Genomic DNA, 15,623 nt, shown 5'->3' with positions numbered 1-15,623 from the left:
TTCGGACCTTCAATGGAGCTTGTCGATGTACCTGTCCTTTATTTGCGTCGTTGTCGGTGGCAGTGCGGGTTGCGTGCTGCGCTGGCTAGTGGGCCTGCGCCTGAATTCGCTGTTCCCCGGCATGCCGCTCGGCACCTTGCTGGTGAATCTGCTGGGGGGCTTCGTCATCGGCGGCTCGATGGCGTTTTTCCTGCGTTTCCCCAACCTCGACCCCACCTGGCGCCTGCTGATCACCACAGGTTTCTGCGGTGGGCTGACGACGTTCTCGACATTTTCGGCCGAGGTCCTGTCGATGCTCATGCACGGCCGCGCCGGCTGGGCGATGGCCACGGTGCTCGCCCATGTGCTCGGCTCACTGCTGATGACCTTCGCGGGTTTCGCCCTGGTGCGCGGGCTCGCTTGACGTTGGCGCATGCGCATTGCGTTCCTGCCTGGCCAGACCATCGAGCGCGGTGAGGCTGCCATTGAACAGATCGAAGTCCGCAGGCTGTGGGCTCCCGCGGAACTGGCTGGCCCGTTGCCAGAAGGTGAATTGCGACCAGCCGGGCGGCAGACGGGGCGTCTGCGCGCCTGTCCAGTCGGCGATCCACAATGGGTAGCGGGTGAAACGCGGGTCATTCAGATAGCGGTTGCCCATGTTCCAATTGGTGTAGAGCAACGGCGTGCATCGCATCTGTTCTTCGACCCGGACCAGGGCCCTGGAAAGTATCTGCTGCACCTGTACCGGATCGGGAGATGGCGCGCGTGAAGGCAGACTCTGTTCTTCGAAGTCCAGGGTCAGGCAAAGGTCGCGGGGCCGTGCTTCGCCGATCGCCCGCACTGCGGCATCGACCTGTGCCACTGGGTCCTGGTCGATGCGCAGGAACAGGTACGCGCCGCGGTACAGGCCATGCTGGCCCATGAGCCGCCAATTGATGGCGAACTCAGGGTCTTGGCGGATGCCGAACGCCACGCGGGCAAATGCGAAGTCGATATTCGGAGCGATCTCAAGTACGGCCTCGGCGCCACTCCTGCCTGCACCGGACCATTGCGATACATCCAGGCCGCGGGGCAGGTCACGTAGCGGGGATGCGAGTGTTGCGCCCACGGGTGCTGGCGACGTGTCGACGGCAGGTGGCGTCGTGCTGCCCGATGTTGCCGCCTGGCGTAGGCGGTCGTTGGCGTAGATGCCCAGCGCCGCGGCGAGGCAGGCGATCAACAGGCCGCTGGTGGCGAGTATCAGGGTACGTTCGCGTGCCCAGTGTGGCTGCCGCGAGTCGATGGCTGGTGTGCCGCCGGGCGCTACGGGCTTCGCACGGTCTGCGGGGCGTCGTGATTCGGGAGGAGCGGGGCGGTTGGCAGGCCTGGGCAACGCCAGCCTGGCCAACAGCGCTGCGCGGGCCGCAGGGCGGATCATCAGCAGGCCTTGGGTGACGCCCTGCATGAGTTCATAAGCTTCCGCAGGCAGGGCAACGCTGCGGTACAGCACCTGGCCTTCGCGATTGTGGATCGTGGCAGGGTCATCGGTGTAGTCGCCGCTGTCGTTGATGACGATGCGAGGTTTGTCGGCCACCATCTCGACCTTGGGCGTGCCGAACGCGGCGCCGATGCAATGCAGTTCGGGGTCGGGGCGGGTAGCGGGCCGGGGTCGATGAACCTGGGCCAGGCCTGACGTGATGAGGTGCTCCAGGAACATGGCGATTTCCAGCGTACGCGCCAGGGCCTTGGTCGCCTCGGCAAATACCTTGTCAGGGACGTAGAGGAACGCGCAGCCATGGGATGGCTGCAGAATGAGCGCGCGTTGTGAAGCCTCGTCGAACCAGCTGTCGCGCCAGAGATCGCGCAGGGGCGTCGGACCGTCGCCGGTCAGCATGAGCAACGTTGCGAGCCAGGCCCGTTCCTGATGGCTCAGGGGCCCGGGAAATTCTTGGTTACGGTCGGGTTTCATGGTGCGGGCCTATCCCATAGGGCGGACGGAACCGATGGCGGGTGGGCGCCCACCCGCCATCGGTGGAGGGTTACAGCGCCTTGAGCAGGTTGGCGACGGTCGTGTTGAATTTCGCCGCTGCCGCGATGGTCCCTTGCGAATCCAGGTAGTGCGCCTGGGCATAGGTATTCGCGGCCTGGGCGGCCTGCTCCGCGGTCTTGTCGGTGGGGGTTGCAGCAGCGTGGCTCAACGCCGCATTGGCCACTGCCAGACCGTTGAACCAGACCACGGGCGCAGCGTCAGGGTTCTGTTCCAGCGCAGTACAGGCCGCCCAGTAGACCTTCAGCACTTTCTTGGCCTGTACGGCGGCGGCGATCAACGGCTTGACAGTTGGATCCTTGGCGAGCACATCGGCCAGCAGCGTATCCGCACCGACGTAGACCACATGGCTGGCGCCTTGAGTTGCCAGTTTCTGGAGGGCAGGCTTGAGGGTACCGAGGTCGTGCAGGAGCAGGTTCGGTGCTCGCTCGCCGGGCTTGTACACCGTGCCGCTGCCAAGGCCCAGGGTGGCGAAGTCGTCGAACTGCTTGGACGGCTGCACAAGCACCGCTCGGTCGACGGCCTTGTTGGCCAGCAGTACGCCGGCCGCGCCGACTGTCAGTGCCGAGCCGACTGGCTGGGTGATGTGCAATTCGACACCCGCGGGCAGGACGAAGGTATCCGCCCCTCCCAGATAGGTGCCATGGCCAACGAGGATGAGATCATCTTTGCTGGTGGTGATCATGTCGTAACTCCCTGTTTGATGGATGAGTCCGGCGCCGCCCATAAGGGCCAGTGCGGGTGCTAGGCGCCGGGGTGCCGCCACGGCCGCGGGCATCAGTTGCCGCTGCCGTCCCCGCCACTGTCGCTGTTGCCCGAAGCCGTGCCGGTACCGCCACTGGCACCGCCCGAGCCACCTGATCCGGAGTCATCTGCGGAAATGCTGATGTACTTGTTGGGGTAGTACTTGGCCATCCACGCCTGTGCCAGCTGCGAGGCCGTGATGCGCTTGAGGTAGTAGGTGATGGGGGCGCCGATGTTGCCGGCCAGGCACTTCTGGATGTAGTCGTCGAGGGCGTCCATCATCGAGTTGGTGTCGATGATCTTGTTGGCCCCGTCGTCGATGTCCGATAGCGCCGACAGAGCGCTTTCCATCTGGTTCGACTTCATGGCCATGAACTCCTGGCCAGTACGTGCCCGGTCGGCGGCCGACGACACCGACTCCTGGTCGGTCTGGGTGACGCCCTGCAGCTTGAGCAATGCGGTCATCGACGAAGCACCGTCGAAGTCGGTGAACTGCTTGACGCCCATCTTCACTTGGTTGGATTTGATCGATGGAATCGAACCCACCGTGGTCAAGGTGCAATGAGAGGTGACGTTCTGTGACGACAGCAATGCCTTGGCGTCATTGCTGAACGAGCTGTTGACGCCGAACCCGCCGGAGACGCTTTCGAACCACCCGGCCACCTTGAACTGAGTCTGCAGCGAGGAGGCGACGCTCTCCATGGTTTCGCTGCTGCGGGTGTCGGTGGTGTTGAGGATATGCACCATGCCGATGAAGCACGATCCCATGGTCGCACCCGATAACAGCGTGAGGGCCTTTTCGTCCTTGGTGTTGGCCTGCTGTGCGACCTTCTGCATCGAAGCAATGGAGTCGGTCTTGATCATGCTGTCAGGGAAGTAGGCGTTGAACGCGCGGATGCCCTTGTCGACGTCGAGGATGAACGGCGCCAGCAGCACGGCATCCTTGTGGGTACAGGTGACGCTGATCACCAGCGTGCCAGAGATACTGTGGTTCTGGACCTGGCTGTTGACCTGGCTGGCCGATGAGCCAGCGGCCTGGGAGGCGAACTCGTCGCCGAAGATACCGACCTGACCACTGATGAACGAGGCGATCTTCGATGCATGGGTGCCGGATTGCTGGCTGTTCTGGTCCAGGCTGAAGTACTGCACGTTCATCCGCAAGCCATCCGCCGACAGCGGCATCTGCTTGATCTGCGTACGGTTGTAGTCGACCGGACTTTCCACCGAGTCACTGATACCGGCGATCTTCGCTTTCAGCGGTTGCGCGGCCTTGATCGAGGCGACCTTGGCCTTGGCGAACGCCTCGGCGGCAGTGGCGACATCCTTGCCAACGGCTGTCGACTCGGAGTCGACTTCGCTGGTGTCGATACCCATACCGGCAAGTTCCTGAGAGGTCATGTCCAGCGAGCGCTTGGCGGCGATCAATGAGTTGAGGGTGTCTTCGGCCGCATCGGCCGGGGCTTGGGCGGCGGCGATCTGTTCTAGGACGTCGAGCCGTTCCAGGCTGACCAGATTTCCCAGCGCCAGGGCTGGATCGTAGGGGATGGTGGAAGGCATGGGGTTGTGCTCCTGCGTGAGAGGTTGAGGTCCGAGTTGAAGCGGTTACGACTACAAGCGGCTGGCCGATGGGCCAGCAGGGTCCGCCGGAGGGCGGAAAGCTCTCAGCTGTCGGCGCGAGACGCCGAACGTGGTGTGCAAGGCCTCGGGCGTCCAGTCATGGGTCAGTGCCAGGCGAATGGCCGCGCGACGCAGTGCGAGGAACAGCCCCCAGACACTGGGAATGTCGATCTGGCCGTTGACGTCGGCCAGGTCCCGCCACTGGGCGTAGGTGTGTGCGGACACCTGCAGCCCGGTCTGTTCGCAAAAACGTTGTATCCGGGTAGGAAGATAGAGACGCCGTCCGCCGTATCGGCAGATCAGATCGAGGATCACGACGAAATCGGTGTCGCCGGCGATTCCGCTCAACGAGCCGGGCAGGCAGGAGATCACCAGCTCTCGATTCTGTTTGCAGAATTCCAGGCACATCTGCCGCGAGTCACCGCTGAGCAATGCTCCGCCGCCGAGCAGATAGAGAAAGCACTCCGTAGTCGGCGCCGGTGCATCCAGCAAATGTTCGTGTGTGTAGTGGTCCATGCGGTTCGCCTCGCGGATGAGTCCTTGTGATCCGACGAGTTCACGCTAGCGATTGGCCATCTTGCAAAGTAGGGGAACAAAGCCCCCTCCCCGAACCGTGATGTCGGGGGAGATGAGCACCGAGATGGCGCAGGGAACATCGTTCACCTACTGATGGGTTCGACGGGGCTTCACGCTAGTGGCAGCTCCCCGACATCGGTTGCGCTGCCGGGGGGTGGTGGCGACCGATGAGCGGGCGCCGAGATGAACGTCAAGAGGACCGCACCATGCTACGCATCCTGGAAAAAGACTATGCCAATGCGCTGTACGAGGCATACCGGCAGAAATACAAGTACGTCGCAGGCAGCGACGGCAACTTCGACGCGGTGGTGATTCAGGCTGTTGCCGATGTCTTGCGCAAGTATCCACCCACGGCCATTCCTGTCCTGGGTGATGACCAGCGGGCAACCACGCCAGTGACTGCATTGGCGGCCGGCACATCGGTGACGGATTTGCGGGGGGGCATGGCCAAGCCCGGCACACCGTCCTACAGCGTGGTTCTGCTCAAGGAGGATCATGGCAGCGCCACCGATATCGCCCGAGGCAACAACGTGCTGGCGGCGTTATCGGCGCACCCTGCGACCTTGTCCGCGAGCATGGTAGTGTTCGAGCGCGCCATGGGTTATCCGACACCCTCGGCGGATGTCATCACCAGCGTGAGAGAAGAGGTGATCTGCAAGCCGGACAATGTGCCTGTCACGGCGTTCGTTCCGCCTCCGAGCGCGCCTGGCGGGCCTCCACGCAATACGCGCCCATGCGATGTGTCGCAGTTCTGCCTGAGCCTCAGCGATGCGCAGCGCTCCATGGTCATCGCGGGTTACATGGCGGCGTGCGCGGGTGCTGGTCCTCAGTCTGGCAGGACCAGCTTCCTGGTGCTGTTCGGCGCCAACCACCAGGACATCCTCACGTACTTCGACAAGTTCGTCAGTCAGTGCGGTGTGACGCACATGAAGAAAGTACCGCGGACCTTCGTCTGCGTGCAGTCGAACGTGTAGCGCAGGTGTGCCCAGGCCGCACCGCCTGGGCATCCTTCATCGGTCTAGGAGTTTCGCCAGCAGGCACCGCTTGTATTCATGCAATGAGCCATCGTCGCGCACGCGCGGATGGGGCAGGTCCAGCCGCAACGCGTCGTCGATGCGTCCAGGATTGGCCGCCATCACAATCACCCGGTCCCCGAGAAAGAGCGCCTCCTCGATGTCGTGGGTGACCATCACCACGGTGCAGCGCTCGTGCATCCAGATGCGCTGCAACTCTTGCTGCAGGCGTATGCGAGTCAGGGCATCGAGGGCGCCGAACGGCTCGTCGAGCAGCAGCACCCGCGGCTTGTTCACCAGCGCCCGGGCGATCGCCGCGCGTTGCGCCATGCCGCCGGAGAGCTGGTGTGGATACGCCTGTTCATAGCCTTGCAGGCCCACCAGCTCGATGTGCTCCTGCACCCGCACTGCCTTCTGCGCGCTCGGCAGGTCGTGGTTCTCCAGCGCCAGGGCGATGTTCTGGCGCAGGGTCATCCACGGGAACAGACGGTGGTCCTGGAACACGATGCCGCGTTCCAGGCCCGGACCGCGCACGGGCTGGCCATCGAGCAGGACCTGGCCTTGATAGTCCCGGTCGAGCCCGACGATCAGGCGCAACAGGGTGGATTTGCCGCAGCCACTGGCGCCAAGGATGCTGACGAACTCGCCCGGCTGGATGTCCAGGTCGATGCCTTGCAGCACGGGGGCGGGCCGCCCCTCCAAGGGGTAGGCCTTGCTCAGGTTGCGGATGCTCAATGCACCTGTCTGCACAGGGGTGGGGAGGGTATGGGCGATGGCGTTCATGGTCGGGCCTTTCAACGGGTTGGGCGCCAGCGCAGCAGGCGGCGGGCGAGCAGGGTGGACAGCCAGGTCATCAGGTAGCCGCACAGGCCGATGCACAGCACGCAGATCACGATGATCTCCATGCGCGCGCCGGCCTCGGCGTTCATCATCAGGTTGCCCAGGCCGGCGCCGGAGGCGAGGAACAGCTCGCTGCCCACCGCCGTGACCCAGGCGAAGGCCAGGGCCTGCAGCACGCCGGTGACGATGCTCGGCAGGGCGGCGGGCAGCAGCACCCGGTGCAGTTGTTGCCAACGGTCGAGCACCAGCACCTGGCCGACCTCGCGGTGACGGGGGTCGACCTGGCGCAGGCCTTCGAAGGTGTTGAGCACCATCGGATAGAACGCCGCCAGGCTGACAATGAGCAGTTTGGATGCTTCACCATTGCCCAGCCACAGCGCGATCAGCGGAATCCAGCCGAGCATCGGCACCTGGCGCAGGGCGTGGAACAATGGGGCGATCAGGCGGTTGGCCAGCGGTGAAAGCGCCATCAGCGCACCCAGGCTGACGCCGCCGAGGATCCCCAGCAGCAAACCGATGCTGGTGCGTGCCAGGCTCGCCAGCAGGTTCACCAGCAACTCGCCGTTGCCCAGCAGTTCGACGAAGGCGCCACCGATCAGCGCCAGCGGGACGAAGGCGTAGGCGCCCGCGGCATCCTGGCGCGAGGCGTATTCCCAGGCTGCGATCAACAGCAGCGGCAGCAACAGACCGCGCAGCTTCATCATGACCTCCCGACCGTTTGCCAGCCAGACAGGCGCCGCTCCAGGCAACGCAAGGTGAAGTCCAGGGCAAAGCCGATCACGCCGGTGAGTACCACGCCGACCATCACCACATCGATGCGCAGCATCTGTCGGCCCATTTCGATCATCTGCCCCAGGCCGCTGTCTGCGGCCAACAGCTCGCAGGCCACCAGCACCACCCAGGCTCTCGTCAGGGCGACCCGGATGCCGGTGACGATGGCCGGTACGGCCGCGGGCAGGGCGATGCGCCCGACCAAGGTCGGCCAGGGCAGACGGTACACGGCGGCCACCTCGAAATGGCTGCGCGCGATGGCGCGGATGCCTTCGACAGTGGCCAGGGCCACGGGGAAGAACGCGGTCTTGGCAACAATGACGACCTTGAATGTCTCGTCGATGCCCAGTAGCAGGACGAGCATCGGGATCAGGGCGATGCTGGGGACTTGGCGCAAGGTGTGGAACAGCGGTGAGCAGTAGGCCTCGACCGTGCGCGACAGGGCCATGGCGGTGCCGAACGCCAGGCCTGCCAGGGTGCCAGCGGCAAAGCCCAGGCCCAGGCGCGACAGGCTGCCGATGAGGTGCTCCTGCAGCTCACCCGTGTCGAGCAGCGCCGTGAAGCTGCGCCACACGTCCATTGGCGAAACCAGCAGGTTGCTCGGGAACAGTCCGGCGGCGGCGACGGCTGCCCACAAGGCAAGCACGGTCAGCGGGGAAATCAGCCAGGTAAGGGCGTTGAGTCGGCGCATGGCGAGCCTTGGTGATGAGTGTTGACGGGGATATCGCAAGAGCTGTGCCATGACCGCAGGCCCTGATTCATGGCAGGGCCGGGCATGACTGCTGGCTGAGCAGCAGTGGGCTGCTGCAAGGGCAGCAGTCCACCAGCACCTGGCGGCGTGTTGGCGGGTGCTCAGAAGTCGTAGCTCAGGCTGGTGTAGTAGAACGCCCCCTGCGCCCCTTCGGGGCTGGTGATCGAGTATTTCGGCACGCCGTACAGCTGCGCGCCCTCGAGCTTGTCGGGGTGGCTGTCGAACAGGTTGATCGCACCCACCGCCAAGGTCAGCCCCAGCCCGAAACGGTAGGCCACGTCCAGGTCGGTCACCCACTGCGCGCCGAAGGTCTGGTCCAGCGCCGGGTTGGCGGCGTTGCGGTTCTGCCACTGGCCGTAGCGGCGCTGGGCCACGGTCACGTTCCAGCCCTGGTACTGCCAGTTGGCGCTCAGGGTCAGCTTGTCCTTGGGCGTGCCGTCCTCGATCAGCCCCTGGGTGTTGCGGCCGATGATCTGGTTGCCGGCAATGCCACCGACATCGTCCAGCCCGGTGATGCGGGTGTTGGTGCGCGCATAGCCGCCGTTGAGGTCCAGTCGGCCCCAGGCGCCGAGGTCGAGCTGGTAGTGCCCGGCCAGTTCGATGCCGTCGGTGCGGGTGTCGGCGATATTGCTGTAGAACGCCGCGCTCTGGATATTGGCGTACGGCGTGCCGGCGAAGATCGGCCCGACCACCGACGCCGGCAGTTGGTCCGACAGGGTGATGCGGTTGTCGATGTCGATGCGATAGGCATCGACGGTCAGCGACGCGTTGGCCAACGGACGCCACACCAGGCCTACCGAGAAGTTGGTCGACTCTTCGGGCTTGAGCGCCTTGCCGCCCAGCAGCTGCGCCTCGGGGCTGTCGGCGCGCAGGGTGCGCTGTTGCACCTCGACCCAGTTGCCGCTGCCCGGCGGCTGCTCGACCACCTGCACGCTGAACGACGACAGCCCCGACTGCACCAGCGACGGCGCGCGGTAGCCGGTGCTGGCGCTGGCCCGGGCGGCGATCTGTGGGGTGAAGTCGTAGCGCAGCGACAGCTTGCCGTTGGTGGTGTCGCCGAAGTCGGAGTAGTGCTCGCTGCGCAGGGCGAAGCCGGCCTGGAGTTGCTCGGTGATCTGTCCTTCGAGGTCGAAGTAGGCGCCGATCACCCGGCGGTCGAGGGAGGCGGCGTCGACCTGGGTGATGCCCGAGTAGTAGCCGGGGATGCGCCGCCCGGTCAGCGGGTCGACGCTGTTGAACAGCGGCCCGTTCTGCCAGCCCTGGGCGTCGCCGGCGCTGAGCTCGTAGTTTTCCTCGCGCCAGGCCAGGCCGGCGGACACCGTCAGTGGCTTGAACAGCAGGTCGGTGGCGAAGTCGCGGGTCCAGTCCAGGGTCAGGTTGGTCTGGTCGGCCTCGCGCCGGCCGGTGTAGATGGTCGAGGCGCTGGCCGTGCCCCAGCTGGGGTTGATGGCATCGCGGTCGGTGGAATCGACGCGGTTGTTGCCATGGTTCAGGGCGAGGTCGAAGTGGCCGAGGGTCTCGTCCTCGTAGCGCAGGCCACCGGTGACGGCATAGTCCTCCAGGCCGTAGCGGGTGATCGGCAGGCGCCCGTCCGGATAGCGCGCCAGGGCCACGCTGCCGTAGTTGCTGCGCAGGGTGGTGGGCGGGTCGAAGAAGTTCTCGGCGTCGGTGTTCTTGTGCGCATAGGTGGCCAGGCCGTAGGCGCTCAGGCCATCGCCCAGGCCCATTTCGCCGTTGGCGGTGAAGTTGTATTGGTCCGAGACATTGCCCGAGCCCCAGCGCCAGTTGCGGTAGCGGTTGTTCTGCTCGCGCGGGGTCGTGGTGCTGGTGGAGCCGGGGTAGAAGATCCGGTTGTCGTCGCGGGTGTCGCTGGCCGGGTCCTGGCTGCCGGCGTCGAAGGCCAGGGTGAGGAAGCCGTCGTTGGGCAGGGCGAAGCCTTTCCAACCGCTGAGCTTGCGCTGCAGGCCGTCGCCCTTGTCGTAGCCACCGAAGCGGTAACCCAGGTTGCCGCCTTCGTCGCGCTCCTTGAGCACGATGTTGATCACCCCGGCGATGGCGTCCGAGCCGTATTGGGCAGCGGCGCCGTCGCGCAGGATCTCCACCCGCTCGACCGCTGCCAGCGGGATCAGGCTCAGGTCCACCGCCGCCGCGCCACGGCCGTTGGCCAGGCCCTGGCGGGTGATGTTGGCGCTGGTGTGGCGGCGCTTGCCGTTGACCAGCACCAGCACCTGGTCGGAGGCCAGGCCGCGCAGCGAGGCGCCCTGGGCGATGGAGCCGGCGAAGGCGCCCTGGGGCGACTGCGGGTAGTTGAACGAGGGCGACAGGGCGGTGAGGGCGCCGGACAGGTCGCGGGCGCCGGTTTGCTGGAGCTTTTCGCCGCTGAGCACGTCCACCGGGGCGGCGCTTTGCAGGGCGGTGAGGTCGCTGCGGTGAGTGCCGACCACGACTACGGTGTCGAGGCGGTCGGTGGATTCGGCGGCCAGCGCGGGCACGGCGAGGCTGCCGATGGCCAGGCTCAGGGCCAAGGGGGTGTGGTGGGGCATGGGGATTCCTGCTGAAAAGAAGTGTGGGCTGTGTCGGCCCTATCGCGGGGCAAGCCCGCTCCCACGCCAGACCTGCAACGGCAGCGTTGGCGTGGGAGCGGGCTTGCCCCGCGATAGGGCCGCAAAGGGCGACCTAGAATCGGCTGGTAACGCTCATCCCTACGGTGCGCGGATCGCCGTAGGTGATCACATACTGCCCGGCACCGCCGTTGGGCCGGCCATGCACCTGGTAGCGGCGGTCGGTGAGGTTGTTGACGAAGCCGGTGACGCTGAGCTTGTCGTCGGCGCTGAACCAGCTCAGGCGCGCATTGGCCAGGGTGTAGTGCGGCTGGCTGAGGGTTTGGTCGGCGCTGCTCTGGCGGTCGGCGAGGAAGTACTCCTTGTCGCGGAAGCTCACGTCGCCCCCGGCCACCACGCGCCCAGGCACGTCCAGTGGCAAGGTGTAGTCGGCACCCAGCGACACCACGTTGCGCGGCGAGCGCACGAAGCTGTTGCCGCTGTAGTCACCGGTCACCGCGCCGGTGGTGGGGTTGGTGTTCTTGAAGTCGGTGTACTCGGTGTCGAGGAACGACACGGCCGCGCGCAGGTGCAGGCGTTCGGTGGGCTGACCCTCGATCTCAAGCTCGGCGCCCTTGACCTTGCCCTTGGCGCCGTTGGTCAAGGCAGTGGTGAGCACGCCGTTGTTGACCGTCAGCAGGTTCACCTGGATGTCCGAGTAGTCGTAGTAGAAGACGTTGGCGTTGACCGTCAGGCGCCGGTCGAACCACTCGGACTTGAGCCCCAGCTCGTAGGCGTCCAGTTCTTCCGGATCGACCGTGGTCAACTGCGCCAGGCTGGTGGAAAGCCCCGTGTTGAAGCCGCCGGAACGGAAGCCATGGGCATAGCGGAAGAACACCCGCAGGTTGTCGTTGATGCGGTACTCCGGGGTCAGGTCGTAGGTCCAGGCTTCCCAGGTCTTGTCCTGTTGGCGGTTGCCATTGCTGCCGACGCCGGCAATGGGGATCAGCGGGCCGTTGGCGCTGGCGCGGGTCAGCTGCACCAGGTCCAGGTCGATGTCCTTTTTCTCCTGGGTCCAGCGCAGGCCGCCGGTCACGCTGAAGTCGTCGGTGAAGTCATAGGTGACGTTGCCGAACAGCGCGTAGCTGTCGGTGCGGTGGTCGAAGCCCAGGTCGCGAAACGCCGTGGTGCCGACCTGATTGGAGCCGCTGCCATTGGGTGTCGGACCCGGGGTGACGATGCGCTGCGAGGCGCTGTCGAGGTTCTCGTGGAAGTAGTGGGCGCCGAGCAGCCAGTGCAGCGGACGGTCCTCCGGCGAGGCCAGGCGCAGTTCCTGGGACCACTGGCGGTAGCTGTTGTCGGTGATCGAGGCGCCGTTGACCTCGTAGGGGGTGTAGTCGGCGTCGGTGGTGGAGCGGTTGCGGATGTAGTCGTAGGCGCTGATCGAGGTCAGGGTGTAGTCGCCCAGGTACCAGTTGAACGTCAGCGAGGCACCGTCGTGGTCAAGGCGGTAGTCCTCGTTGACGTTGAGCGAGATGTCGCGGCCATTGGGGCGCTGGTAGCCGACGTTGTAGTAGCGGCCCAGCGGCAGCGAGCCGTTGCTGCCGTCGCCCTTGAACTGGCGGCTGTGGATTTTCAGCAGGGCGTCCAGGTCCGGGTTGAGCTGGGCGAGGAACTGCAGACGCACGGCCTTCTTGTTGACGTCGCCGTAGGTGTTGCCGTCGAAGTCGTTGTGCTGGAAGCCGTCGCGTTCCTCGGAATACAGCGATACCCGGCCGGCCAGTTTGTCGTCCACCAGCGTGCCGCCGAGGGCGCCGTTGAGGATGCGCTCGTTCTTGCTGCCGAAGCCGACCGTGCCATAGCCGTCGGTGTCGAAGGTCGGTTTCTTCGAGATCACGTTGACCGCGCCGGCGGTGGTGTTCTTGCCGTACAGGGTGCCTTGCGGGCCGCGCAGGATTTCGATGCGCTCCAGGTCGAACAGCGGCCCGCCACCGGCGATGGGCGCGTTGAGGTAGACGTCGTCGGCGTAGATGCCCACCGGGTAGACCGTCGCCGCGCCGGTGTCGCCGGTGCCCAGGCCACGGATGTACCAGCGCGGGCGGCCGTCGCCATCGGGGTTCTTGGCCGAGGCATTGGGCACGAAGGTGGTGATGTCGCCCATCGAGCGCACGCCGTCGGCGACCAGTTGCGTGCCCTTGATCGCCGACACGGCCACCGGTACTTCCTGCAGGGTCTGTTCGCGGTGCTGGGCGGTGACGGTGACGGTCTCCAGGGCCGCTTCGGTCTTGTTGTCGGCGGCGGCGAAGGTGTGGCTGGCGGTGCTGCCCAGCAGCAGCGCGAGGCTGATCTGGCGGGCTAGTGGATGGCGCTGGTGCATGTGGAATCTCCCCGAGTGAAAGCGTTGTTGGGGAGGACAGAGCAGGGACTGTGCCAGGCTCATAAAGCACTGTTTTTATTGGTATTTATTGGTTGTTTAGGCGATCGATGTGGATGGCGCAGCAGCGGAGTGTTTGGCGGGTGTTGCTGGGGCAGCAGGGCCGGTCTCTGTGGGAGCGAGCTTGCTCGCGAACACCGGCGAAGCCGGTGCCATGCACCGCATGATCTTCTTCGCGGGCAAGCCCGCTCCCACAGGTTCAGACAGCCAATCGCGATGTCGAGCCGATCACCTGCTCCAGCACGCTCGAATCGATCCACTCGCGCACATCGATGCGCCGTGGGATGAACCCCCAGCGATGAAGGAATTCGCTGAAGTCCTGCAACGCCGCGATGGAGCGGCCATCCAGTGCCGTGCGCAGGCGTCGGTGGGCATCCTCGCCATAGGCCGCCGCCACCCAGTACTCGCTGGTGTTCAGCTCGCGGGCGAGAAAGCGCCGGGTGTCCTCGGGGTTGGCCCAGGCCCATTGCTCGGTGCGCAGCACGGTGTCGACCAGGGTGCGGCTGGCCTCGAAATGCTCGTGCAGCAGATGAGCGTCCACCGTCAGCGTGCGCGGCGTGCCGTTGTTGCTGCGGATCAGCGGGTCGGGGTGGCTGCCGGTGTCGACCACCACCCGCAGGCCGAACTCGTGGGCCAGCTGCACCGCGTGGGCGCCCTTGAGGAAGATCGCGTCGATGTCGCCGCGCAGCAGGCCGATCAGCTCGTTGTTGCGCCGGCTTACGCGGCGGGTGTCCAGCGCCACCTCCGAACCATGCAGGTGCTGCTTGGGTTCATCGCTGTAGGTGCCGCCGTAGGGGTAGTCGACCAGCTCGACGTCGGCCACGCTCAGGCCTTCGAGCTTGAGCGCGTTCTCCAGGCCGCGCAGTGCCTGGGCGCGGGTGAAGTCGATCTGCACATTGGCCCACTTGGGCAGGCCGAAGCGGCGGTTCTTCAGGTCGCGGATACCGCGCACGCCGCTCTCTTCGGTGGTGAGGATCAGCTGTACCTCGTCGATCCAGCTCAGCCCCAGCACCCGGGTCTCGACGCCGCTGGCGTAGGCCCAGATCGCCGGAATGCTGCCGCCGTGGCGCACCGAGTTCTGCAGGTGGTGGTCGTAGTGGGCCTCGCGTACCTCGCGCTCGCTGGACTCGCGCAGCGACTGGATGCGCGTGCCGAACGGCGCGAAGGCCTGGGCCAGGCGCCCGGACTGCACGGCGATGCCAAGGCCGGTGGGTACCGGGCTGTGGGTGTACCAGAGGGTTTCCAGGGGCTTGCTCATAGGGTGGCGGGTTTCCTGTCCATGGCAGAGGGGGCGACGAGCAGCGCGTCCAGCGGCTGCCGGTCGATCCAGTCGCGCACCGCGAAGCTGGCCGGGATGAAGCGCCAGCGCGCGAGGAAGTGCACGAAGTCCTGCAGCGCGTCGATGGCCTGCTCGTCCAGGGCGGTGCGCAGGCGCAGGTGAGCGTCGTTGCCATAGGCCACGCCGACCCAGTATTCGCTGCTGTTGGTTTCGCGGGCCAGGTAGCGGCGGGTCTCGTCCGGGTGCTGCTGCGCCCAGTGCTCGGCGCGCAGCACGCTGGCCAGCAGCGTGCGGGCCACGTCGGGGTGCCGTTCGAGCAGATGGCTGTCGACGGCCAGCGTGCGCGGCGTGCCGTTGTTGCTGCGGATCAGCGGGTCGGGGTGGCTGCCGGTGTCGATCACGGTGCGCAGGCCGAAGGCGTGGGCCAGCTGCACGGCGCTGGCGCCCTTGAGGAAGATCGCGTCCACCTCGCCACGCAGCAGGCCGGCCAGCTCCAGATTGCGGCCCTCGTCCTGGCCGGTGGACACCGGCGTGCCGGCGACATTGCGCACCGGGCGGTCGCTGAAGGTGCCGTGGTAGCGGTAGTTGACCAGTTGCAGGTCACCCACCTGCAGGCCGTGCAGCTTCAGGGCGTTTTCCAGGCCGCGCAGGGCCTGGGCGCGGGTGAAGTCGATCTGCGCCGCGCTCCAGTCGGGCAGGCCGAAGCGCCGGCCCTTGAGGTCCTGCACGCTGTGGATGGCGCTGTCCGGCCGGGTCAGGATCAGCTGCGCCTCGTCGGCCCAGGACAGGCCGATCACGCGGGTCTCGCGGCCCTGGGCGCGGGCCCAGATCGCCGGGATGCTGCCGCCATGGCGCACCGAATTGCGCAGCGTGTGGTCGAAGTGCGATTCGCGCACGGCCTGCTCATCGGCTTCGCGCAGCGACTGCACGCGGGTGCCCAGGGCGTCCAGGTCCTGCTGCAGCCAGCCTTGCTGCACGGCGATGCCCAGGCCGGTGGGCACCGGACAGCGGGTGTACCAGAGGGTGTCGAGGGGTTGGCTCATGGTCGTTCTC

At 66.0% G+C, this 15,623-nt stretch carries 13 protein-coding genes; 2 read left to right on the top strand and 11 right to left on the bottom strand.

All coding sequences use genetic code 11. The features are described from left to right. The first annotated feature begins 25 nt into the window (after positions 1 to 25). Positions 26 to 403 (top strand): fluoride efflux transporter CrcB, encoded by a 378-nt coding sequence (gene crcB, locus ACYUME_RS16770; RefSeq protein WP_460415861.1) that lies wholly within the window; start codon positions 26 to 28, stop codon positions 401 to 403. On the opposite strand, the gene ACYUME_RS16765 is transcribed toward crcB, so the two are convergent. The 4 genes from ACYUME_RS16765 to ACYUME_RS16750 all read right to left on the bottom strand — a co-directional run bounded on the left by ACYUME_RS16765 (position 353) and on the right by ACYUME_RS16750 (position 4,882). Beyond that, positions 353 to 1,927, bottom strand: a complete 1,575-nt coding sequence (locus ACYUME_RS16765; protein ID WP_460415859.1) for a GH25 family lysozyme — start codon at positions 1,925 to 1,927, stop codon at positions 353 to 355. The two genes, crcB and ACYUME_RS16765, sit on opposite strands and share 51 nt — an antisense overlap. A 70-nt stretch (positions 1,928 to 1,997) precedes the next feature. After that, the gene (locus ACYUME_RS16760; RefSeq protein WP_279911537.1) at positions 1,998 to 2,690 is read right to left on the bottom strand and encodes a putative adhesin; all 693 of its coding nucleotides are present in this window, start codon (positions 2,688 to 2,690) and stop codon (positions 1,998 to 2,000) included. Between the two features lie 92 nt (positions 2,691 to 2,782). Then, the gene (locus ACYUME_RS16755; RefSeq protein WP_460415857.1) at positions 2,783 to 4,306 is read right to left on the bottom strand and encodes a hypothetical protein; all 1,524 of its coding nucleotides are present in this window, start codon (positions 4,304 to 4,306) and stop codon (positions 2,783 to 2,785) included. Between the two features lie 51 nt (positions 4,307 to 4,357). Next, positions 4,358 to 4,882 (bottom strand): hypothetical protein, encoded by a 525-nt coding sequence (locus tag ACYUME_RS16750; protein WP_460415855.1) that lies wholly within the window; start codon positions 4,880 to 4,882, stop codon positions 4,358 to 4,360. A gap of 266 nt (positions 4,883 to 5,148) precedes the next feature. Here ACYUME_RS16750 and ACYUME_RS16745 point away from each other — a divergent pair, with 266 nt between their 5' ends. Beyond that, positions 5,149 to 5,916 carry a hypothetical protein gene (locus tag ACYUME_RS16745; RefSeq protein WP_460415853.1) on the top strand — a complete coding sequence of 256 codons (768 nt, stop codon included), beginning with the start codon at positions 5,149 to 5,151 and terminating at the stop codon, positions 5,914 to 5,916. A gap of 36 nt (positions 5,917 to 5,952) precedes the next feature. Here ACYUME_RS16745 and ACYUME_RS16740 read toward each other — a convergent pair whose 3' ends face one another. From ACYUME_RS16740 to ACYUME_RS16710, 7 genes are all read right to left on the bottom strand, one after another. Then, a complete protein-coding gene (locus tag ACYUME_RS16740) occupies positions 5,953 to 6,738 on the bottom strand; it encodes an ABC transporter ATP-binding protein (RefSeq protein ID WP_460415851.1) in 786 nt (261 codons plus the stop codon). 11 nt (positions 6,739 to 6,749) lie between these two features. After that, the gene (locus ACYUME_RS16735; RefSeq protein ID WP_460415849.1) at positions 6,750 to 7,496 is read right to left on the bottom strand and encodes an ABC transporter permease; all 747 of its coding nucleotides are present in this window, start codon (positions 7,494 to 7,496) and stop codon (positions 6,750 to 6,752) included. After that, entirely contained in the window at positions 7,496 to 8,257 is a 762-nt protein-coding gene (locus ACYUME_RS16730; RefSeq protein ID WP_460415847.1) for an ABC transporter permease, read from the bottom strand. Before ACYUME_RS16730 ends, ACYUME_RS16735 begins: the two co-directional genes overlap by 1 nt. 161 nt (positions 8,258 to 8,418) lie before the next feature. Then, the gene (locus ACYUME_RS16725; RefSeq protein WP_460415845.1) at positions 8,419 to 10,860 is read right to left on the bottom strand and encodes a TonB-dependent receptor plug domain-containing protein; all 2,442 of its coding nucleotides are present in this window, start codon (positions 10,858 to 10,860) and stop codon (positions 8,419 to 8,421) included. Between the two features lie 133 nt (positions 10,861 to 10,993). After that, positions 10,994 to 13,234, bottom strand: a complete 2,241-nt coding sequence (locus ACYUME_RS16720) for a TonB-dependent receptor (protein WP_460415843.1) — start codon at positions 13,232 to 13,234, stop codon at positions 10,994 to 10,996. 256 nt (positions 13,235 to 13,490) lie between these two features. Next, a complete protein-coding gene (locus tag ACYUME_RS16715) occupies positions 13,491 to 14,549 on the bottom strand; it encodes an ABC transporter substrate-binding protein (protein WP_460415841.1) in 1,059 nt (352 codons plus the stop codon). After that, the gene (locus ACYUME_RS16710; RefSeq protein ID WP_460415839.1) at positions 14,546 to 15,613 is read right to left on the bottom strand and encodes an ABC transporter substrate-binding protein; all 1,068 of its coding nucleotides are present in this window, start codon (positions 15,611 to 15,613) and stop codon (positions 14,546 to 14,548) included. Before ACYUME_RS16710 ends, ACYUME_RS16715 begins: the two co-directional genes overlap by 4 nt. Positions 15,614 to 15,623: the final 10 nt, after the last annotated feature.

Source organism: Pseudomonas sp. microsymbiont 2, assembly GCF_054788395.1.
Note: the sequence above shows the minus strand (reverse complement) of the source record. Positions and strands in the feature narration are given on the sequence as shown.